Here is a 21176-nt window from a genome sequence, read left to right on the forward strand (position 1 = left end):
CCCCGAACTGCGGGTGAGGCTCGCGAGCCGGGGAGGCCCACCGCCTTCGCCCTGAACTGCGGGTGAGGCTCGCGAACCGGAACGCCCACCGCGTTTGGGGCGCATCTCCACATCGACACGCCGCCCGCCACGGCGTGTCGCCGACACAACGCGCCCCAAACCCGAGGAGAGCAACGGATGCCGCGACACGCTCCCCGGCCCGGGCTGGGATGATGGGTCCCATGACATTGCGCGTCGGAGTCGTCGGTGGCGGACAGCTCGCCCGAATGATGATCGCGCCCGCCGTCGAGCTCGGTATCGAGCTGCGCGTGCTGGCCGAAGACGAAGGGATGTCGGCGTCGCTCGCCGCGACCGCCGTCGGTGACTATCGCGACGCCGAGACGGTGCTGGCGTTCGCGCGCGAGGTCGACGTCGTGACGTTCGACCACGAGCACGTGCCTCAGGACGTGCTCGCGCAACTCGTCGAGGCGGGGGTCCAGGTGCATCCCGGCCCGTCGCCGCTCGGTGTCGCGCAGGACAAGCTCGTCATGCGCGCGAAGCTCGAAGAGCTCGGGATGCCGCAGCCTGACTGGGCCGGTGTGACCGATGCCGTCGAGCTGCAGGCCTTCATCGACGCGCACGGCGGTCACGCCGTCGTCAAGACACCGCGCGGCGGCTACGACGGCAAGGGAGTGCGTGTCGTGCGGGCGGCGACCGAGGCCGAGGACTGGTTCGCCGCGCTCGCCGAGGACGCGCGCGGGGGAGCGCTGCTGGTCGAGGAGCTCGTCGACTTCTCACGCGAGCTGGCACAGCAGGTCGCACGGCGCCCGTCGGGCGAAGTGCGCGCGTACCCGGTCGTCGAGACCGTGCAGCGCGACGGCGTCTGCGCCGAGGTGCTCGCGCCCGCTCCCGGGGCGGGAACCCGTCTGCGCGACGTCGCCCGCGACATCGGCGTCGCGATCGCCGAAGGACTGGGCGTGACCGGGATGCTGGCGGTCGAGCTCTTCGAGACGACCGACGAGCGGCTGCTCGTGAACGAGCTGGCGATGCGTCCGCACAACAGCGGCCACTGGAGCCAGGACGGCGCCGTCACGAGTCAGTTCGAGCAGCACCTGCGTGCCGTCGCCGACCTGCCGCTGGGCGACCCGTCGCCGCGCGTGCCGTGGACTGTCATGGTCAACATCCTCGGCGGCCCCGCCGAGGGCGGGCTCCACGAGCGGTTCGCCGTGGCGATGTCCGAGCACCCTGAGGCCAAGATCCACACCTACGGCAAGGCCCCGCGCCCCGGCCGCAAGGTCGGCCACGTCAATGTCGCCGGGGCCGACCTCGATGACGTCGCCTACCAGGCTCGCGCCGCCGCCGCCCACTTCCTCGACTGACTCCGCCCGACGACCCCACGCCCCCCACGCCCGACCACACCCGCGAGACTGCAACCGCGCGCCGAGAGAGCGGGTAGACCCCACGGTCTCGGCGCGCCGTTGCAGTCTCGCGGTCAAATGAGGCCACGCGAGGCGCAGCGGGAGGCGTGCCGTTGCGGGGAGTTTCCAGCGACGCGCCCTAGCCTGGTCGAGTGACCCGGCCGCTGCATTCCTCCGACGCGCCCCTGGTCGGCGTCGTCATGGGCTCCGACTCCGATTGGCGCGTCATGAGCGACGCGTCCCAGCTGCTCACCGACTTCGGCGTCGCGCACGAGGTCGAAGTCGTCTCGGCCCACCGCACCCCCGACAAGCTCATCCGCTACGGGCGCGAGGCTCGGGCCCGCGGCATCCGGGTCATCATCGCCGGAGCGGGCGGCGCCGCACACCTGCCGGGCATGCTCGCCTCGGTCACCGCTCTGCCCGTCATCGGCGTTCCCGTGCAGCTCGCGACGCTCGACGGCCTCGACTCGCTCCTCAGCATCGTGCAGATGCCCGCCGGCATCCCGGTCGCGACCGTGTCGATCAACGGCGCGAAGAACGCGGGACTGCTCGCCGTGCGCATGCTCGGAGGGTCGGATGCTGCGCTCGCAGACGCCGTCGAAGCGTATGCGCGCGACCTCGAGGGGCAGGTCGAAGACAAGAACCGGCGGCTGAAGGACTCCCTGTGAGCGTGGCGAGCCCGCCGCGACCCGGCGCCGCTGCGCCCTACAGCACCGCGAGGCTCGTCGAGGACCGCCCGCTGCGCAACCCCGACACCCGCTCGCCGGCGTTCATGTCGCGGCGCGGCTGGTGGCTCGTGCTGTGCAACTTCGTCATCCCGGGGTCGGCGCAGGTGCTCGCGGGCAACCGCCGGCTCGGCCGGTTCGGCCTCGCCGCGACGATCGTGCTGTGGGTGGCCGTCGTGCTCACGGCCCTGTGCGCCCTGCTGTGGCAGAGCGTCTTCCTCACGGTCGCGACGAACTGGTTCGCGTTGCTCGCCGTGCAGGTCGTGCTGATCGGCTATGCCGTGCTCTGGGTCGTTCTGACGATCGACACGCTGCGGCTCGTGCGCCTGGTCAAGACCGGCGGTCTCGCCCGCTTCGGGATCGCGCTGCTCGCCGTCGTGCTGCTCGTCGTCTCGGGCGGATCGGCGGCCTATGCCGCCAACATCGCGGGCGTCACGCGCGACACGATCGGCATCATCTTCGGCGAGAGCGGACCGTCGGTTCCGCCCGATGACGGCTACTACAACATCCTCCTGCTCGGCGCCGACAGCGGCGAGGGCCGCGATTCGATGCGCTTCGACAGCATCTCGGTCGTGTCGGTCAACGCCGACACGGGGGCGACGACGATCACCGGCATCCCTCGTGACATGCCGAACTTCCCCTTCGCGACCGGCCCGATGCAGGACAAATACCCGAACGGGCATGCCAGTCACACCGACCCGAACTGCGGGTGGGGGAGCGGAATCAACCAGCTGCGCACCGAGGTCGAGGTGTGTCAGGACGGCAATGCCCTGTATCCGGATGCTGCCGCCCAAGGCTCGGCGCCGGGGATCGAGGCGACGAAGGATGCCGCAGAGGGAATCCTCGGCATCACGATCCCGTACTACGTCTTCATCGACATGCACGGTTTCGCGTCGCTCATCGATGCGCTCGGCGGTGTCGAGATCACGGTCGCCGAACGCCTGCCCAAGGGCGGCGGACCGGCGTATCCGGGACAGCCCGCCGCGGAATGGGCGATCGGCTGGATCGAGGCGGGAACGCAGCACATGGACGGCGACACCGCCCAGTGGTACGCCCGATCGCGCTACACGACGAGCGACTTCGACCGCATGGAGCGTCAGCGCATCCTGCAGCAGGCGATGCTCGCGCAGTTCACTCCGCAGACCGTGCTCACCCGATTCCAAGACGTCGCGAACGCGGGCGCCGACATCGTCGAGACGGATCTGCCGCAGTCGCTCATCCCGTTCCTCGTCGAGCTCGCGATCAAGGCCAGGGAGCACCCCGTGACGACGATCGAGCTGACCCCCGATCACGGCATCGACGAGTACAACCCGGACTATCCGCACATCCAGCAACTCGTGCGCACCGCGTTGCATCCTCCGACTCCGACGCCGACCGAATAGGCGTCACGAGACCACCCGCGCCGCTCCCCGGCAACGGCCACGCCCGCCAGTAGGCTCATCGCATGGTGGCGACGCTGCGGGTGATGCTCGACCAGTTGGTCGCGCCCACCGACCGCGATCTCGCCGAAGCATCGCGCGAACTGACGCGGGCCCTCATCGCCGGGGCGCCCGACCGATGCGAGGTGGCGGCGATCGTGCCGGCAGGGCCGGAGTTCGACGCTGTGCCCGGCCTCGCCGACGTGCGCCGACTCGCCCTCGCGCGCCGTGAGCTCGCGACGGCGCTGCAGCGGGGGATCGGTTTCGGGATCGGCGGGGGCATGATCCATTCCCCGACGCTGCTGGCTCCGCTCGTGCGGCACGACCGGATGCACGACAGCGACCAGACCGTCGTGACGGTGTGGAGCCTCGCCGCGTGGGAGACGCCCGACGAGGTGGGCCGCGGGTCTGCGGGATGGCAGAAGGCGATGCTCAAGCGTGCCGTCAAGCACGCCGATGCCGTCGTCGTGCCCACGCATTCGCTCGCCGACGGCATCCGGCAGATCGCGCCCAAGCTCGGTGACCGGATCCGGGTGATCGCGGGCGCGTCGCCGCGCGGGTTCGCGGTGCCGACCGACGAAGTGGGCCGCCGTCGCGCGCTCGACCTGCCCGAAGGGTTCGTGCTGCTCGCGGGTGGCCCCCTGCCCTCCGATGCTCTCTCCGCCGGTTTCGCGGCCGTCGCCGCATCGGGCGTCGACCTGCCGGTCGTCGTGATCGACGTCGACGAGGGGCACGAGCCCGCCGTCGCCGAACTCGCGTCCGCCGCGGGTCTGCCCGAGCGACGGCTGCACGTGCGCGGCACGCTCGATCCGGGCGATCGTGCCGCGGTCTACGGCGCATCCGTCGCCTTCGTCGCCCCATCGCGTCGCGCGGCGTTCCCGTGGCGGGTCGTCGACGCGCTCACGCTCGGCGTGCCCGTCATCGGGGCGAACTCGGCCGTGCACCGCGAAGTCATCGTCGACGGCGGCGTGCTTGTCGCAGGGGCGGATGCCGGCGAGCTCGGCGACGCCCTCGGCGCGGCCCTCACCGACGGTCTCGCCTCGACCGCCGCGGCCGACCGGCTCGCCGTGCTCGCGGGGGACCGGGGGAAGGTCTTCTCGTGGAGTGAGGCGGCCGACAAGGTATGGGCGTTGCACGCCGACCTCTGAGGCTGCCCGACCCGGGAAACGCACCGATTACCGGCGTGTCGCGCAGCCAAATGAGCGTCATGTTGTAGTCATCCGCCACATCCGTCACACTGTCCCCATGAGTTTTGAGCGGGGAGCGGGCGCGCCAACGTCCCGGAGAACCATCGCAGTCGCGCTGTCCGCAGCCTTCGCACTCGTCGTGAGCCTGCTGGCGGTGACTCCGGCAGCAGCCCAGATGAGCAAAGCCGATGTGTCCGCCAGTGCGGTGTCGCAGAGCGTGCCCGCCGCCATTCGTCCGGCAGCTGATCTGTCCAAGTTCCAGCCGGGCAACATCATCAGCGACGCCGTCTTCTTCAACAAGAACACGATGACCGAGGCGCAGATCCAGTCGTTCCTCCAGTCGAAGGTGTCCTCGTGCGTGGCCGGCTACACCTGCCTCAAGGACAAGTACGACACGTCTCGCACGACGACGGCGGACGCCATGTGCGGCGCCTACTCGGGGGGCGTGCGTGAGCGGGCTTCGCGCATCATCTACAAGGTCGCGCAGGCGTGTGGGATCAACCCGCAGGTGATCCTCGTCACGCTGCAGAAGGAACAGGGGCTCGTCACGCACCGCGATCCCAGCGATTGGCGCTACACGATCGCTATGGGTCAGGGCTGCCCCGACACCGCAGCCTGTGACACTCGCTACTACGGGTTCTTCAACCAGGTCTACGGTGCCGCGTGGCAGCTCAAGCGTTACGGCAACCCTCCCGGCACCAGCAACTACTTCAACTGGTATGCCCCGGGCAAAACGTGGAACGTTCGCTTCCACCCCAACGCGTCGTGCGGCTCGACGCCGGTCTACATCCAGAACCAGGCCACGGCGAACCTCTACTACTACACGCCCTACCAGCCGAACGCCGCGGCGATCCGCGCCGGCTATGCGGCAGCGAACGATCCGTGCTCGTCATACGGCAACCGCAACTTCTACAACTACTTCACCGACTGGTTCGGGTCGACGCACGGCGTGCCCGGTGCCGCCTTCGTGTCTTTGGAGAGCTCCGCCCACGTGACGGCTCTCGCCTCTGACGGCACCATCTGGGCGTACCCGTTCACGGGTGCGGGAAAGTGGGGACCGCGGAAGGCCGTTGCGCAGAACGCCAACGGCATCGCGACTCTGCTTTCGCCGGGCGATTTCGACGGCGATGGACGACGCGATCTGATCGGTGTGGACGACGCAGGCAAGGCGTACCTGTGGCGGGGCGACGGGGGATCGGCCTACCGGCCGCCGGGCTCGATGCTCGTGGACTGGAAGGACGCCGTCCACATCACCGACGCAGGGGACTTCGACGGTGACGGGATCCCGGATGTCTTCACGACGACGCCGAGGGGCGAGCTCATGCTGTGGCGAGGAACGGGCACCGGCACATTCAGGCAGCCGATCCAGGTCGGCAACGGGTGGAGCGGGATGAACCTGCTTTCCGGCGGAGCTGACTTGTCCGGCGACGGGAAGCCGGACCTCATCGCGCGGGACACCGCCGGAAAGCTGTGGCTGTACCGCGGAAACGGAGCCGGCGCTTTCTCGACCAAGTCGCAGATCGGCAGCGGCTGGTCGTCGATGAAGTCGATCTTCGTTCCAGGCAACTTCGCCGGCACGTCCCACCCGGACATCCTCGCGGTGAGTGCCACGGGCGCCCTGCTCGCCTACACGGGCGCCGGCAACGGGACGATCCGTGCGGCCGGAACTGTCGGAAACGGCTGGGGCGGGATGGGCGCCGTGCTGGGGAACGCAGCGGCGTCGAGCATCCTGCGTACCCACCAGGGCGGGGCGGGCGACCTGAACGGTGACGGCGCCCGTGATGTGCTCGCGCTGACTTCGACGGGCGATCTGCGGTCGTACCAGGGCAACGGCGCGGGGGGTTGGGCAGGCACCTCCACGGTTGCCACCGGGTGGTCCGCCTCGGACCGTCTCGTGACCCTGGGTGATTTCACCGGCGACGGCGAACCCGATATCGGACGGATCGATTCACGAGGTGCCTTCACGTTGCTCCCGAGCACGGGTTCTGGAAAGAGGGGAGAGCCGGTCCTGATCGGGAACGGGTGGGCGACGATGATGCACGTCGTCGGCGGCCTCGACTTCGACGGGGACGGCGCGGTGGACGTGCTCGCCGTGGACGCTTCCGGGCGGATGAGTCTCTATCGCGGTGACGGCCGTGGCGGGTGGAAGGACGAAAGCAGGCCGGTCGTCGGCAACGGCTGGCAGATCAACGACCTGGTGATCACCCCTGGTGACTGGGACGGAGACGGTGCACCGGATCTTCTCGCTCGGCGTGCGGCTGGGGGAGCACTGTGGCACTACCCACTGAGTGGCCGCTCGACATTCCTCGAGCCGCGAAGCATCGGCAATGGATGGTCGGTCATGCAGGGCGTGACCAGCCCCGGGCAGTTCGACGGTCGCGGAGGCCCGGACATCATCGCGTACGGCTCGGACGGAAAGCTGTATCTCTACGGTGGCGACGGCAAGGGCGGCTGGCTCGGGTCGCGGACGCAGCTCGGCGCGCGCTGGCAGGGGATGGCGGGCATCGGATGATCGACGGTCGCGTGCGATCAGGGGATCATCGACGAGAACACGTACACTGAACAGGTTTGGAGTGGGGACCCGCCTCTCTCCGGCTGAAGGTCCGACCTGTGAGTGATAGTCCCGATTTGTTCTCCGCCGTGCCGCGGTCCGAATTCGCTGTCCCCGGACGCAGCCGTGGTCTGACGGACATCTTCCGGTGGCATTATCTGCTGCGGCTCCTGGTGCGCACCGGTGTGACCACTCGGTATCGCAACAGCGTGCTCGGGTGGACCTGGTCGTATGTGAGGCCGGCCGCGCAGTTCCTCATCTTCTTCGTCGTGCTCGGGATCTTCCTCAACCTCGACAAGGGCATCCCGAACTACGCGATCTACCTCTTCAGCGGCATCGTCGTCATCAACCTCTTCAGCGAGGGGTTCAAGAATGCGACGACCTCGATTGTGAACAACGCGCCCCTCGTGCGGAAGGTCTTCCTCCCACGGCAGCTGTTCGCCGTGTCATCGATCTTCGTGGCGTTCGTGCATTTTCTCCCCCAGGTCGCACTCCTGCTCATCGTGTGCCTGCTCTTCGGCTGGATCACGCACATCTCGATCCTGAGCATTCTCGCGATCATCGCCGGGACGCTGCTCATCATGCTGTTCGCGCTCGGGCTCGGTCTCTTCTTCGGTGCGGTCAACGTGCGCTTCCGCGATGCCGAGAACATCGTCGAACTCATGTTGCTGCTCGCGACGTGGGCATCGCCGGTGCTGTACTTCTGGACGATGGTGCGCGATGTGCTCCCTGACTGGCTCTTGCGGGTGTATCTGTTGAACCCCATCACGCAGTCGGTCGAGCTCTATCACTTCGCGTTCTGGCGTCCGATCACCGAGAACACTCACCCCGACGCGATGTCGGCGCTCCCCATCCCGCCGGATCTCGCGTTGGATACTCTCTGGACGTTCCTCATCGCGATCGTCACACTGTGGATCGGGCAAGCGGTCTTCCGCCGTCTCGAGGGAAGGTTCGCACAAGACCTATGAGCACGGCAGCTGCACCCGCACGCCGGCCGAGCATCATCGCCCGCGGCGTCCGCAAGACATTCCTCCTCAACCATGCGTTCTCGCTCAAGGACACCGTCGTCGCGTGGATACGCCGTCGCAAGACGACGAGCGTCTTCGAAGCGCTCAAGGGCGTCGACCTCGTGATCGATGAGGGGGAGTCCGTCGCGATCCTGGGGTTGAACGGCTCAGGGAAGTCCACGCTGCTGAAGCTCATCTCCGGAGTCATGCAGCCCGACGGCGGTGAACTGCTCACGCGCGGACGCGTGGCCGGTCTGATCGAAGTAGGCGCCGGATTCCATCCGGAACTGTCCGGACGCGAGAATGTCTTCCTCAACGCAGCGATCCTCGGCATGAGTCGCAAGGAGATCGAGGCGCGCTACGACGACATCGTCGCGTTCAGCGAGATCGAGGAGTTCATCGATCAAGAGGTGAAGCACTATTCGTCGGGCATGTTCATGCGACTCGCGTTCTCGGTCGCCATCCACGTCGAACTCGACGTTCTGCTGGTGGATGAGATCCTCTCGGTCGGCGATGCGCCGTTCCGTGAGAAGTGCCGCCTGCGCTTCCAGGAGCTGATCGAGGCACGAAAGACCCTCGTCGTGGTCAGCCACGACATGGAAATGGTCCGCGAACTCTGCACACGCGGCGTCGTGATCAACAAGGGCACCGTCCTCTATGACGGCCCCGTCGAGGGTGCGATCGCTCTCGTCGACTCATGATCGCGGACTGGGCCGTCCAGACGCCAGCCGTCCTCCTGGCGATCGCCGTCCTGTTCGTCCCAGGTCTTGCGCTCGTCGCGGCGCTGCGGCTGCGGGGACTCGCTCTCTTCGCGCTCGCCCCGGCGGCGAGCACCGTTCTGCTGAGCGTCCTGGCCATCCTGTTCGGCTTCGCCGGGATCGCCTGGACTCCCGCGACCATCGCTCTCGGCGTCCTGGTGACCCTCGTCGTGGTGTGGGCCGCCGCGATCCTGCTCGGTCCCCGCCGGCGCGTTGCTCGATCCGGTTCGCGCACGCTTCTCTGGGCAGGACTCGCTGCGGGCATCGTGTTCGGTGCCGTGCGGATAGGGCTGTATATCCAGGACCCGGTGGCGATCTCGCAGTCCAATGACGCCGTGTTCCATCTGAGCGCGATCCGCTGGATCCTCGAGACGGGCACCGCGTCTTCGTTCGACCTCACCGGCGTCGTGGGGGCGCGTGGGTTCTACCCGGGCGCGTGGCACGCCGTCACCTCGACCGTCGCGCTGCTGTCTGGGGCGACCATCCCGATCGCGGTGAACGTCGTCACGCTCATCACCGCGACGCTCGTTTGGCCGCTCGGCATCACCTGGCTCGTGCGTCAGGCCACGGGGTCTCAGTCCACGGCCGCCGTCGCGGCCGTATTGTCGCCCGCGCTGCTCACCTTCCCGATGCTCATGACGCAGTGGGGGGTCCTCTACCCGAACCTGCTCAGCGTCGCGCTGCTCCCCGCGGCCGTGGCCGTCGTCGTCGCCGCGCCCGGCTGGATCGCGGGGCGGGGTCCTGTTGCGGCGGGGGGACGTGGCGCCGCGTTGACCATCGCCGCCCTGCTCGGGACCCTGGGGGCCGTCGCCATCTCACAGCCGGCGACGTTGCTCGCGTGGATCATCCTCGCGCTTGCGTTCGCCACCGCGTGGGGGATGGCCCACGCCCTTCGCGCACGCGGTCGTCAGCGAGTGCTGTTCTGGACAGCACTCGCGGGGATCTGGGTTCTCGCCGCCTTCGTGTGGTTCATGCTGACGCGATCGACGACGGGCTCGCATTGGCCGCCGTTCCGCGGCAAGCTGGCCGCCGTCGTCGACGTCGTGTTCAACGGTCAAGTGATGCTGCCATTCGCGTTCGCCGTGAGCCTGTTCGCGATCGCGGGCCTGGTCGTCGCGGTGCGTCGCCCGCGCCTGCGGTGGCTCGCGGCATCCTGGCTCGTCTTCGCCGGGCTGTACATCGTCGTGGCCTCGATCGGGCAGCCGTGGCTGCGTCAATGGCTCTTGGGTGCTTGGTATGCGGATCCATACCGGATCGCATCTCTCGCGCCCGTCGTCGTCATCCCGCTCGCAGCTATCGGGATCGTGAGCGTCGTCACGTGGATCCTCGACCGCCTGCGGCGTCCGCAGATCGCCGGCGGGGTCTCGGCCGGCATCGCCGCCGTGATCGTTCTCGTCGGACTCGTGACGGCACCCGTCGTGCTCATGCCGAAGGTCATCGAGAACGAATGGGACGACGAGTCCAGGTACGAGATCGGCAGTGATACGTGGCTGTCCAGCGATGAGCGGGCGCTGCTGGAACGCCTGCCCGAGCACGTGCCGGCAGGGTCCCGGGTCATCGGAAACCCTTCGACCGGCACCGGATTCGGTTACGTCATGAGTGGCGTCGACGTCTATCCGCGCACCTGGTCGCACCCGCGCAACACAACGTGGACCACGATCCAGAACGAACTGCGAGACGCCGGCACCGACCCCGCCGTCTGCGACGCTCTCGAGGTGCTCGGTGACCCCGAGTTCGTTCTCGACTTCGGCGTCGGTGAGGCCACGCCGGGCAGATTCATCCTGCCGGGCATGACCGACTTCGCAGGCCAGCCCGGGTTCGAGCTCGTCGATCAGCAGGGTGATGCGTCGCTGTGGCGCCTCACGGCCTGCGACTAACGCGAGTCCGACGACTCGGAATCGCGTTCGCTCCGCTCGGCTTCGAGCAGGGCGAGCCGACGCGCAAGGAGCGTCACCTGACGCTGAGACGCGAGATTGCGGCGGTGCTGCGTGTATACGAGAGCGAAGAATGCGATCACGAGGGCGTAGAGCAGCAGGTCAGTGCCACGACCGACGCCGACGAGGTTGGCGACCCACGAGAGCCACTGCGGGAACAGGATCGACAGGATCGCCGCGACGACGAACAGACCCATGAGCATCCGTCGGATGGCCAGATGACTGTCGGCACCCGTGCGGCGCATCAGCAGTCCGCCGAGCACGATGACGCCCGCGATGAGCAGCAGTTGAATCCACATGCGAGACCTACTTGATGATCAGGTCGACCAGGATGTTGACGGAGTTGAGAACACTCTGCCCCTTGGCCTTCGAGTAGTCGGTGTAGAGCAGCTCCACCGGGTGCTCACGCCAGGGAAGCCCCGTCCGGCCGATCTGAAGCACGATCTCGGTCGCGTGCGCCATACGATCCTGCTGCAGGTGGATCTGTGCGGCGGCGTCGCTGCGCAGCACTCGCAGGCCGTTGTGTGCATCCGAGAGGCGCAGGCCGGTCGACATGTTCGTCACCCACACGGCGGTCTTCAGGATCACCTTCTTGATCCAGCCGGGGTTGGTGCGATCGTCCAGGAAACGGGATCCGAAGATGATCGCCGCACCGTGGGCTCGTGCATCGGCGACCATGTCGAGGGCATCCGCGACTCGATGCTGTCCGTCGGCGTCGAACGTCACGATGTACTCGCACGACGCGTGCGACAGTGCGTACTCGATACCCGTCTGCAGCGCCGCGCCCTGACCGAGATTGATCGGATGCCGCACGACGGCTGCACCCGCTCGCTCGGCGTTGCGCGCCGAATCGTCCGTGGAGCCGTCGTCGACGCACACGATGTTGGCGAAGTGAGGACGCAGTCCCGCGATGACGTCCGCGATGACGGATGCCTCGTTGTAGAGCGGGATGACGACCCACGTATGCGGGTCGGGCGACACGGGAGCGCCCGGCTCGGCGGAGGAAGTCATGGCCTCCATTCTGTCAGAGCCGGTTGCCGCGACCCTGTCGATCCGCCGCCCTCGCCTAGGATCGTCACGTCATGCGGATCACCCTCGTCACCCGGATCTTCCTGCCGGAGCCGTCCGCGGCCAGTCAGCGCCTCGCCGCCCTCGCCGGTTCGCTCGCCGACCGCGGAGACACCGTCACCGTGCTCACAAGCAGGCCGCCACGCTCTCGAAAGCGTGAATCGGTGCCCGGCGGCTACCGCATCCGGCGCTGGCCCGTGTTGCGCGACCGCTCCGGGTACGTCCGCGGATACATCCCGTATCTCAGCTTCGATATCCCCGCGCTGTTTCGCGTCCTCTTCTCGCAACGAACAGACGTCGTCGTCGTCGAACCTCCGCCCACCACGGGCATGGCTGTGCGGATCGCGTGTGCGCTGCGCCGGACGCCGTACGTCTACTACGCCGCTGACGTCCTCTCGCTCGCGGCGGCCTCGACGGGCGCGCCCACGTTCGTCCTCCGAGTCGTGCGCTGGCTCGAGACACGTGCGCTGCGCGGAGCGGCGCACGTGGTCGCGGTGTCCGACGGTGTGGCGCACGCAGTGCGCGAGCTCGCGCCGACCGCGCGAGTATCGGTCGTCGGTCACGGGGTGGACCCGCAGTCGTTCCGGGGGGACGTCGCCCCACAGGTGCCGGAGGTCGACGCCGCGTATGTCGGTACCGCGAGCGAATGGCACGGGGCGGGGGTGTTCGCGGCGGCGCTGAAGACGCTCGACGCGCGTGGTGTGCGTCCGCGGGTGGCATTCGTCGGCCAGGGGAGCGACTGGGAAGAGCTCGCCGCAGAGCTCGCGGATCTTCCGCACGTCACTTTCGGCCCTCCCGTCGATGCGGAGTCGGCTGCCCGTCGACTGAGGGGGGCGCGCGTCGCGCTCGCTTCACTTCGGCCCCACATCGGCTATGACTTCGCCGTGCCCACCAAGATGTACTCCGCCCTTGCTGTGGGAACGCCTGTCGTCCTGTCCGCGCCAGCGAGCCTGGGAGCGGTCGTCGAGAACGCCGACCTCGGGTGGGCGTGCGATGAGTCACCGACGGCTGTCGCGGATGCCATCGAAGATGCCGTGGCATCCGAGCCGTCGCCGGACCGGCGGGCTGCCATCGCCGAGTGGGCGGTCGCGAACGTCTCTGCGACGGCCGTCGCCGGCCGCGTGATCGATGCGATCGACGAGGCTGCGGCAGGTGGGCGTCGACGCACAGGGGAGAACCGGCTCGGCGAGTAGACTTCATCGAGTACCGGCGGCCCCGAGTTCGCCGCGGGTAGGAGCTTTGACTGTGACCGAACAAGACGCCGTGCGTATCGTCGATTCGGCCGATGTCTCGACTGATGCGCGGATCGGTGCGGGAACGTCGATCTGGCACCTCGCGCAGGTGCGTGAGCAGGCGCAGCTCGGTCGCAACTGCGTCATCGGTCGCGGCGCATACATCGGTGCGGGTGTGACGATGGGCGACAACTGCAAGGTGCAGAACTACGCGCTCGTCTATGAGCCCGCGCGGCTGGCGGACGGCGTCTTCATCGGACCTGCCGTCGTGCTGACCAACGACACGTACCCCCGGGCGATCACCCCGGACGGGGCACTCAAGAGCGCGAATGACTGGGAGCCGGTCGGTGTCACGATCGAGCGCGGCGCGTCGATCGGTGCACGCGCGACCTGCGTTGCTCCGGTCACGATCGGTGCGTGGTCGACGATCGCCGCCGGCGCCGTGGTGGTGAAAGACGTCCCCGCCTTCGCTCTCGTGGCGGGTGTTCCCGCCCGCCGGATCGGCTGGGTCGGCCGGTCCGGAATGCCTCTCGTCGAGAGCGGCGAGGGCACCTGGGTCTGCCCGTCATCGGGTGATCGATACCAAGAGACTGACGGAACACTTCACGAGGAGGTCGTATGAGCGAGTTCATCCCGCCCGCCAAACCCATCATCGGAGACGACGAACGAGAGGCTGTCGACCGTGTCCTTCGCTCGGGGATGGTCGCGCAGGGGCCCGAAGTCGCGGCGTTCGAAGAGGAGTTCTCGCAGCACTTCGTTGCGGGCCGCCCCGCCGTCGCGGTGAACTCCGGAACGTCTGGCCTCCACCTGGGTCTGCTCGCCGCCGGGGTCGGAGCGGGTGACGAGGTCATCGTGCCGTCGTTCACCTTCGCGGCGACCGGCAACTCCGTCGCTTTGACTGGGGCGACCCCGGTCTTCGTCGACATCGAACCGGACACCTTCTCGCTCGACCCCGCTGCCGTTGAAGCTGCCATCACGGACAAGACCCGTGGGGTGCTGCCGGTGCACCTGTACGGTCACCCGGCTCGGATGCGTGAGCTCGAGGAGCTCACGGCGCGCCGCGGTATCGCGCTGTACGAAGACGCAGCGCAGGCTCACGGCGCATCGCTCGATGGCCGTCAGGTAGGGACGTTCGGTGAGTTCGGGATGTTCTCGCTCTATCCGACCAAGAACATGACGAGTGGCGAGGGCGGAATGGTTTCCGCCGCGACACCTGAAATCGCTCGGATGCTCAAACTCCTGCGCAACCAGGGCATGGAGAAGCAGTATGAGAACGAGGTCGTCGGCTTCAACGCGCGGATGACCGATATCCACGCTGCGATCGGTCGTGTGCAACTCACCAAGGTCGACGGCTGGACGGCTACGCGCCGCAGCAATGCGGCGTTCCTCGATGCCAACCTGCACGGCGTGGTCATTCCACCCGTCGCCGCTGGCGCCGTGCACGTCTATCACCAGTACACGGTTCGTGTTCCCGAGGACCGCGATGGCTTCGTGCGCGCGCTGCGCGAGGAGCACAACGTCGGCAGCGGTGTGTACTACCCCATCCCGAACCACCGGCTTCCTTCGCTCGCGCCCTATGCGCCGGGTCTCGACCTCCCCGAGACCGAGCGAGCTGCACGCGAAGTCGTGTCGCTGCCCGTGCACCCTTCGCTTTCGCGGGACGACCTCGACCGCATCGTCGCGGCGGTCAACGCCGTCGCAGGAGCGGGCGCCTGATGGCCGTACTGCGGGCAGGTCTCCTCGGCGTCGGGATGATGGGACGCCATCACGCGCGGGTACTGCGCGAGCTCGACGGTGTCGAACTCGCTGCGATCGCCGACCCCGGCGGTGATCCCCACGGCGTGGCGGGCGCGCTCGAAGTGCTGCCCGATATCGAGTCGTTGATCGCGGCGGGGATCGACATCGCCGTCGTCGCGGTACCGACGCGGTTCCATGAAGATGCGGCGCTCAAGCTGGCCGCAGCCGGCGTGCACACCCTCGTCGAGAAGCCGATAGCGGATTCCATCGATGCAGGGCAGCGCATGGTCGACGCGTTCGCGGACGCGGGCCTGGTCGGTGCCGTCGGCCACATCGAGCGCTTCAACCCCGCATTGCAGGAGATGCGTCGGCGGATAGAAGCGGGTGACCTGGGCGCGGTCTACCAGATCCAGACTCGTCGCCAAGGACCATTCCCCGCACGCATCGCCGATGTCGGAGTCGCAAAGGATCTCGCCTCGCACGACGTGGACCTCACAGCGTGGGTCGCCCAGAGCGACTACGCGACAGTCTTCGCGCAGACGACGTTCAAGAGCGGCCGCGAGTACGAAGACATGATCGCGATCACGGGGCGTCTCGAGTCCGGCGTCATCGTCAACCACCTCGTGAACTGGCTGAGCCCCATGAAGGAGCGGCTCACGGTCGTGACAGGGGAGAAGGGCGCGTTCGCCGCAGACACGTCGACGGGGGACCTCACCTTCTTCGCCAACGGCACGGTCCCGTTGGAATGGGAGTCGATGGCCGCCTTCCGTGGTGTGTCCGAAGGGGACGTCACGCGCTTCGCATTCGCCAAGCGTGAGCCGCTCCGGGTGGAGCACGAAGCTTTCCGCGACGCTGTGCTGGGCAAGCCGAGCGACGTCGTCACGATGGCTCAGGGTCAACGGACTCTTGTCGTCGTGGAGGCCGCTCTGGAATCAGCGAGGATGAACACCGCGGCGGTGCTCTGATGCTCGTCTCACCTGTTCCTCTGTCGTGGTTCGGGCGGAATCCGTCGTGAGACGCGTCGTCGAAACCCTCCGCGCGCTGCTACCGCACCTTCCAGCGGGCGCGCGGCGGTTCATGGTCGTGTACATCATCGCGACCTCCGCTCTCGCTGTGCTCGATATCGCTGCACTCATGCTGTTGGCGATCGCGTTCAGCTCGATGGTGCAGGGCGGCGCAATCACCCTCCCGGTCATCGGCAGGATCGAGCAGGACGGCGCCATCTGGCTGCTCGTCATCGTGTGCGTGCTGATCGTCTTGAAATCCGCCCTCGCGACGTGGTTGCAGTGGGTGGCCACTCGCCGCTTCGCCAAGTACGAACTGGAGATCGGCGCGACGCTGTTCAACGTCTACATTCGCGCACCGTGGACGGAGCGACTCCGTCGCAACACGGCGCAGCTCGTGCGCATGGCGGATGTCGGCATCGCGTCGGTGGTCGGCGGATTCTTGGTACCGCTCAGCATGATCCCCGCGTTGGTAACGACCTTCGTCGCCGTGCTCGTGGCCCTGCTCATCAGCCAACCGTTCATCGCTCTCGTGACTCTTGCGTATCTCGGAATCATCGCGGTGGTGCTGTTCTTCCTGGTGACCAGGCGCGCGACGATCGCTGGGCGGGTCAACCGCGACTTCTCATTCCGCGTCGCAGGCCTGATGTCCGACATGGTCGGGGCCTTGAAGGAGATCACTCTTCGCGGTTCTGCGGCATCCGTCGCCTCTGTCGTCCATGAGAACCGAGCCCGTGCCGTACGTGCGCGCGCGAATCTCAGCTTCCTGGGGGCCGTTCCGCGCTACGTCTACGACGCAGCCTTGGTGGGCGGATTCCTGCTCATCGGGGCGGTCGCGTGGGCTATCGGCGGCCCGGGCCAGGCATTCTCATCGGTGGCGCTCTTCGGCGTTGCAGGGTTCCGCATCGTGCCGTCGTTGACCGGCTTCCAAGCGATCCTGACTCAGTCTCAGTCGAGCATTCCGGTGGTCAGCGCAGTACTGAAGGACATCGTGGCCGCTGAGGCGACGAGAGATGACACTGCGGGAACCCGCCCACTCGTCGCGGAGCCCGTCACGCTCCAGCTGCAGGGAGTCGGGTTCACCTACCCGTCGGGTAGTGCTCCTGCCGTCCGGGATGTCGACATGACGATTCCCATGGGCTCGAGCGTCGGCCTGGTCGGCTCATCGGGCGCCGGAAAGTCGACACTCGTCGATGTCATCCTGGGTCTGCTCGTGCCGACGGAGGGCACGGTGACCATCGATGGTCAGCCGCTGCCCGACGTGCTGGCCGCTTGGCGGTCGAGAGTCGGATACGTGCCTCAAGAGGTCTCGCTCTTCACCGGTACCGTCGCGCAGAACGTCGCTCTGACATGGGGAGAAGACTACGACGAGGCCAAAGTGCGTCGGGCGCTCGAGCGAGCTCAGCTGCTTGACGTAATCGAAGCCCGCAAGGGTGGCATCCATGCACAGATCGGTGATCGGGGAATGTCGCTGTCGGGCGGTCAGCGACAACGGCTGGGCATTGCGCGTGCGCTGTACGGCGAGCCTCTCGTGCTGGTCATGGACGAAGCGACGAGTGCGCTCGATACCAAGACCGAGTCCGCAGTGGCGCACGCGATACGGCAGCTGCACGGTGAAGTGACGGTGATCGCGATCGCCCACAGACTCTCCACGATCCGGGACAGCGATCAGGTCTGCTTCATGCGGGACGGCACGGTCGTGGCCCACGGGAAATTCGACGATGTGGTTCGTGCGGACCCGGACTTCGCCGAGCAGGCGATGCTCGCCGGGCTCGGGGTCACCGAGTGAACACAGCGCTCGTCGTCGATGTCGTCATCGCGGTGCACGACCCGCGTCGGCGCGTTGATCGCGCTGTCGAGTCCCTCATCGACGCAGGTCGGCGTGTGCGAGTGACGGTGGTGTGTCACGGCATCCCCGCAGATTCCGTGGCACCGAGTCTGCCCGCCGCTGACAACGTTCGACTGGTCGAGTTCGCTGACGGGATCCCCTCGCCGTCCGGGCCCTTCAACCACGGGCTCCGTCTGGCGACGGCACCGTACGTCATGATCATGGGGTCGGACGACTTCACCGAACCCGGTGCTCTCGACGCGTGGATCGACGCAGTACAGGCGACAGGCGCTGACATCCTTCTCGCTCCTTTGCGCTTCCAGAACGGCGCGCTTCTCGCCAACCCGCTCTCACGTCCCTGGCGGCGGTTCGGACTCGACGCGGTGCGGGATCGACTCTTCCACCGCACGGCACCACTCGGGCTCATCCGCCGCGACCTCGTGACCGCTGACGGACCGCTCTCGGAGGGCATGCCCGTCGGGGGAGACCTCGCGTGGAGCAGCGCCCTGTGGACCTCGGGCCGGATCATCTCGTTCGACCGTACGCACCCCGCGTACATCATCGGGGCGGATGCCGACGAACGCGTGACGACGAGCCCGCGCGATATGCGAACGGTTCTCGCCCCCGTCGACCGTCTGCTGCAGAGCCCGTGGGCTGTGCAGCAACCCGCGCGCGTGAGAGCGTCGCTCGTGGCGAAGCTCTTGCGAGTCAACATCCTCGGTGCTCTGCACGCGCGGCCCGCCGCGGATTCTTGGCCGACGGATGCACGCGCGTCACTGGCGGCCACGATCGGATCGCTCGAGGCATACTCCACGCGAGGATTCGAGGATCTTCCGCGAGGCGATCGAGCACTGTTGGATTTCGCAGCTGCGTCCTCGTCGACGGCGATGGATCTGGAGGAGGCGATCGCGCGCCACCGCGCCGCGGGACGCGTCGAGCGGCTGGTGCCCCGAAAGATCACGCGGGTGTTCGGGAGGGAGAGCGTGTTGCGCAGGTACGCACGCTACGCGATCGCTAGGAGCTCACGGTGACCACGGAATCCGCAAAGCCGACGCTGTTGATCCTCTCGTTCTCGCCGCTGGCGTCGGACGCACGGGTATTGAAGCAGATCGAGCTCTTCCGTGATCGATACGCCGTCACAACCTGCGGCATCGGCGAATTCGATCGTGAAGGCGTCGACCACATTCGCATTCCTGACGGCCTGGCCGCGCGTGAGTTGGAAGGGAAACTGATCACCCTTCGTCAATACCGCGCCGCGTACTGGCGCATACCGGCCGTGCGCTGGGCAGCGAAAGCGCTGCGCGGCCGACGCTTCGACATCATCCTCGCCAACGACGTCGAAGCCGTTCCGGTGGCGGTCCGGCTCCGTCCGACGTTCGGCGTCCACGCAGACCTGCACGAGTACACTCCTCGTCTGCACGAACAGAACGAAGCGTGGATGCGGCTGATCAAGCCGTTTTGGGATTGGGTGTGTCGCCGTTACGTCAGCCGGGCTTCATCATGGAGCACCGTCAGCGGCGGCCTCGCTCGCCAGTACGAGATCGATTTCGGCTTCGCTCCCGAAGTCGTGACCAACGCCACACCGTATCGCGATGTTGCCCCGAGCCCTGTCCATTCGCCGATTCGCCTCGTGCACTCGGGTGTCTGCCTGCGCAACCGGGATCTGCTGGAGACGATCCGAGGTGTTCAGGGGTCCGCTGCGAACTGCACACTCGATCTCTATCTGATGCCGAATGACCCGGTCCACCTGGAAGAACTGCGAGCGGCGGCGGAAGAGGTTCCCGGCCGTGTCCGCATCATGGAGCCCGTTCCGTACAACGAACTCGTCACCGTGCTGCAGGACTACGATGTGGGCATCTTCGTCCTGCCTCCGAACTCCTTCAGCCATGAATGGGCGCTACCGAACAAGTTGTTCGACTTCGTTCAGGCGCGGCTCGGCGTGGTCGTCGGCCCCTCCCCTGAGATGGCGGACTATGTGCGGCGGTACAGGCTGGGGCTCGTCACGGATGGGTTCGAAGTCGCCGATATCAGCCGTACGCTCGACGGGTTGACTGCGGCGGCGGTCGCGGACTTCAAACAGGCGGCGAACGACTCTGCAGAAAATCTCGGCGCAGAGGTGCAAGTGCAGATCTGGGCTCAGCTCGTCGCCGGTCTTATCCACGAAGAGGACCACGTATGAAGCCGACGATGCTGATTCTGTCGTTCTCTCCGATCGCCGCGGACGCGCGCGTACTGAAGCAGGTCGCCCTGTTCTCGGAGGAATGGGAGGTCGTCACTGTCGGGTACGGCCCGGCACCCGACGGTGTCGTCGAGCACATCACGATCCCGGACGATCTCGCTGTCTGGCGCTATCCTCGACTGTCGGTCATGCTCCGCCAGTTCAGGAGAGCTTACGCGCGAAATCCGGTGATCACCTACGTGCGTGAGGCGCTGGTCGGGCGGTCGTTCGATGTCGTCCTCGCCAACGATGTCGATCCCGTCGGGATCGCACTCGAACTCGCCCCGCGCTACGGTGTGCACGCGGATCTGCACGAGTACTCGCCGCGTCAGCGGGAAGACCTGCTGCGCATCCGTTTGTTCGTGCGTCCGTTCATCGAGTGGATGTGCCGCCATTTCGTTGCACGGGCGGACTCGTGGACGACGGTGAGCGGCGGTGTCGCGCGCGAGTACGGCCGTCGATTCGGCTTCACTCCGGAGATCGTCGTCAACGCCGCCCCCGCTGCCGATCTCACGCCCGGTCCGGTGGCGGAGCCTCTCCGTCTGGTCCATTCGGGGGCATGTATGCGAGGGCGAAGCCTTCACCTGATGATCCAGGCAGTGCAAGCGGCCCGGACGGCGCCCACACTGGATTTGTACCTGACACCGAACGATCCGTCGTATCTGGAGGAGCTGCGTGCACTCGCGTCAAGATCCCCGCGTACGCGTGTGTCCGACCCGGTGCCGTACCGTGATCTCGTCTCGACGCTCAACGCGTATGACGTCGGTGTGTTCCTGCTGCCGCCTTCAACGTTCAACTATCGTTGGGCGCTGCCGAACAAGCTCTTCGACTACGTTCAGGCACGTCTCGGGATGATCGTCGGCCCGTCGCCCGAGATGGCGGGCTTCGTCACCACCCACCACGTCGGCGTCGTGACGCCGGATTTCTCCAGTGCCGCGCTCACCGAGGCGATCGAGTCGCTGAGCGTCGACGAAGTGACGACATGGAAGCGCACGGCGCATGGACTGGCGGGAGAGTTGTCCGCCGAGCAGCAGGTCACCGGTTGGGCGCGCGCAGTCTCGGACCTCGTCGACGGGAGGCGATGAACAATGGCACTCCCGGCGGGCCTCAGC

At 67.2% G+C, this 21176-nt stretch carries 18 protein-coding genes; 16 read left to right on the forward strand and 2 right to left on the reverse strand.

The genetic code is table 11. The features are described 5' to 3' along the window. Window positions 1–221 precede the first annotated feature (221 nt). The 8 genes from ACWICD_RS01740 (at window position 222) to ACWICD_RS01775 (ending at window position 10920) form a co-directional block, all read left to right on the forward strand. Complete coding sequence (locus ACWICD_RS01740) at window positions 222–1358, forward strand: 5-(carboxyamino)imidazole ribonucleotide synthase (RefSeq protein WP_454139079.1); 1137 nt, start codon at window positions 222–224, stop codon at window positions 1356–1358. Between the two features lie 239 nt (window positions 1359–1597). Beyond that, on the forward strand, window positions 1598–2065 hold the full coding sequence (gene purE / locus ACWICD_RS01745; RefSeq protein WP_454139233.1) for a 5-(carboxyamino)imidazole ribonucleotide mutase: 468 nt from the start codon (window positions 1598–1600) through the stop codon (window positions 2063–2065). Next, window positions 2062–3504: an LCP family protein gene (locus tag ACWICD_RS01750; protein ID WP_454139080.1), complete on the forward strand. Its 1443-nt coding sequence runs from the start codon at window positions 2062–2064 to the stop codon at window positions 3502–3504. Before purE ends, ACWICD_RS01750 begins: the two co-directional genes overlap by 4 nt. Before the next feature lie 62 nt (window positions 3505–3566). After that, complete coding sequence (locus ACWICD_RS01755) at window positions 3567–4688, forward strand: glycosyltransferase (protein ID WP_454139081.1); 1122 nt, start codon at window positions 3567–3569, stop codon at window positions 4686–4688. 214 nt (window positions 4689–4902) lie between these two features. Next, entirely contained in the window at window positions 4903–7239 is a 2337-nt protein-coding gene (locus ACWICD_RS01760) for an FG-GAP repeat domain-containing protein (protein ID WP_454139083.1), read from the forward strand. Between the two features lie 98 nt (window positions 7240–7337). Then, window positions 7338–8246 carry an ABC transporter permease gene (locus ACWICD_RS01765; protein ID WP_454139084.1) on the forward strand — a complete coding sequence of 303 codons (909 nt, stop codon included), beginning with the start codon at window positions 7338–7340 and terminating at the stop codon, window positions 8244–8246. Beyond that, window positions 8243–8986: an ABC transporter ATP-binding protein gene (locus ACWICD_RS01770; RefSeq protein WP_454139085.1), complete on the forward strand. Its 744-nt coding sequence runs from the start codon at window positions 8243–8245 to the stop codon at window positions 8984–8986. Before ACWICD_RS01765 ends, ACWICD_RS01770 begins: the two co-directional genes overlap by 4 nt. Beyond that, window positions 8983–10920, forward strand: coding sequence for a DUF6541 family protein (locus ACWICD_RS01775; RefSeq protein WP_454139086.1), 1938 nt, complete (start codon window positions 8983–8985; stop codon window positions 10918–10920). Before ACWICD_RS01770 ends, ACWICD_RS01775 begins: the two co-directional genes overlap by 4 nt. Here the strand turns inward: ACWICD_RS01775 and ACWICD_RS01780 are convergent. Together ACWICD_RS01780 and ACWICD_RS01785 are read right to left on the reverse strand one after the other, a co-directional pair. Next, window positions 10917–11276, reverse strand: a complete 360-nt coding sequence (locus tag ACWICD_RS01780; RefSeq protein ID WP_454139087.1) for a DUF2304 family protein — start codon at window positions 11274–11276, stop codon at window positions 10917–10919. The genes ACWICD_RS01775 and ACWICD_RS01780 overlap by 4 nt on opposite strands. 7 nt (window positions 11277–11283) lie before the next feature. Then, the gene (locus ACWICD_RS01785; RefSeq protein WP_454139088.1) at window positions 11284–11988 is read right to left on the reverse strand and encodes a glycosyltransferase family 2 protein; all 705 of its coding nucleotides are present in this window, start codon (window positions 11986–11988) and stop codon (window positions 11284–11286) included. Window positions 11989–12059: 71 nt separating this feature from the next. Between ACWICD_RS01785 and ACWICD_RS01790 the strand changes: the two genes are divergently transcribed. The 8 genes from ACWICD_RS01790 (at window position 12060) to ACWICD_RS01825 (ending at window position 21149) form a co-directional block, all read left to right on the forward strand. After that, window positions 12060–13238: a glycosyltransferase family 4 protein gene (locus ACWICD_RS01790; protein WP_454139089.1), complete on the forward strand. Its 1179-nt coding sequence runs from the start codon at window positions 12060–12062 to the stop codon at window positions 13236–13238. A gap of 46 nt (window positions 13239–13284) precedes the next feature. Further along, entirely contained in the window at window positions 13285–13899 is a 615-nt protein-coding gene (locus ACWICD_RS01795; protein ID WP_454139090.1) for an acyltransferase, read from the forward strand. Next, the gene (locus tag ACWICD_RS01800; protein WP_454139091.1) at window positions 13896–14993 is read left to right on the forward strand and encodes a DegT/DnrJ/EryC1/StrS family aminotransferase; all 1098 of its coding nucleotides are present in this window, start codon (window positions 13896–13898) and stop codon (window positions 14991–14993) included. The genes ACWICD_RS01795 and ACWICD_RS01800 overlap by 4 nt, the downstream gene beginning before the upstream one ends. Further along, window positions 14993–15979, forward strand: coding sequence for a Gfo/Idh/MocA family oxidoreductase (locus tag ACWICD_RS01805; protein ID WP_454139092.1), 987 nt, complete (start codon window positions 14993–14995; stop codon window positions 15977–15979). The genes ACWICD_RS01800 and ACWICD_RS01805 overlap by 1 nt, the downstream gene beginning before the upstream one ends. 112 nt (window positions 15980–16091) lie before the next feature. Continuing rightward, entirely contained in the window at window positions 16092–17807 is a 1716-nt protein-coding gene (locus ACWICD_RS01810; RefSeq protein WP_454139093.1) for an ABC transporter ATP-binding protein, read from the forward strand. Continuing rightward, on the forward strand, window positions 17804–18877 hold the full coding sequence (locus tag ACWICD_RS01815) for a glycosyltransferase (RefSeq protein ID WP_454139094.1): 1074 nt from the start codon (window positions 17804–17806) through the stop codon (window positions 18875–18877). The genes ACWICD_RS01810 and ACWICD_RS01815 overlap by 4 nt, the downstream gene beginning before the upstream one ends. Then, window positions 18874–20025: a glycosyltransferase family 1 protein gene (locus tag ACWICD_RS01820; RefSeq protein WP_454139095.1), complete on the forward strand. Its 1152-nt coding sequence runs from the start codon at window positions 18874–18876 to the stop codon at window positions 20023–20025. The genes ACWICD_RS01815 and ACWICD_RS01820 overlap by 4 nt, the downstream gene beginning before the upstream one ends. Further along, a complete protein-coding gene (locus tag ACWICD_RS01825; protein ID WP_454139096.1) occupies window positions 20022–21149 on the forward strand; it encodes a glycosyltransferase family 1 protein in 1128 nt (375 codons plus the stop codon). Before ACWICD_RS01820 ends, ACWICD_RS01825 begins: the two co-directional genes overlap by 4 nt. Window positions 21150–21176 lie beyond the last annotated feature (27 nt).

The organism is Microbacterium sp. NPDC055357 (genome assembly GCF_053644835.1).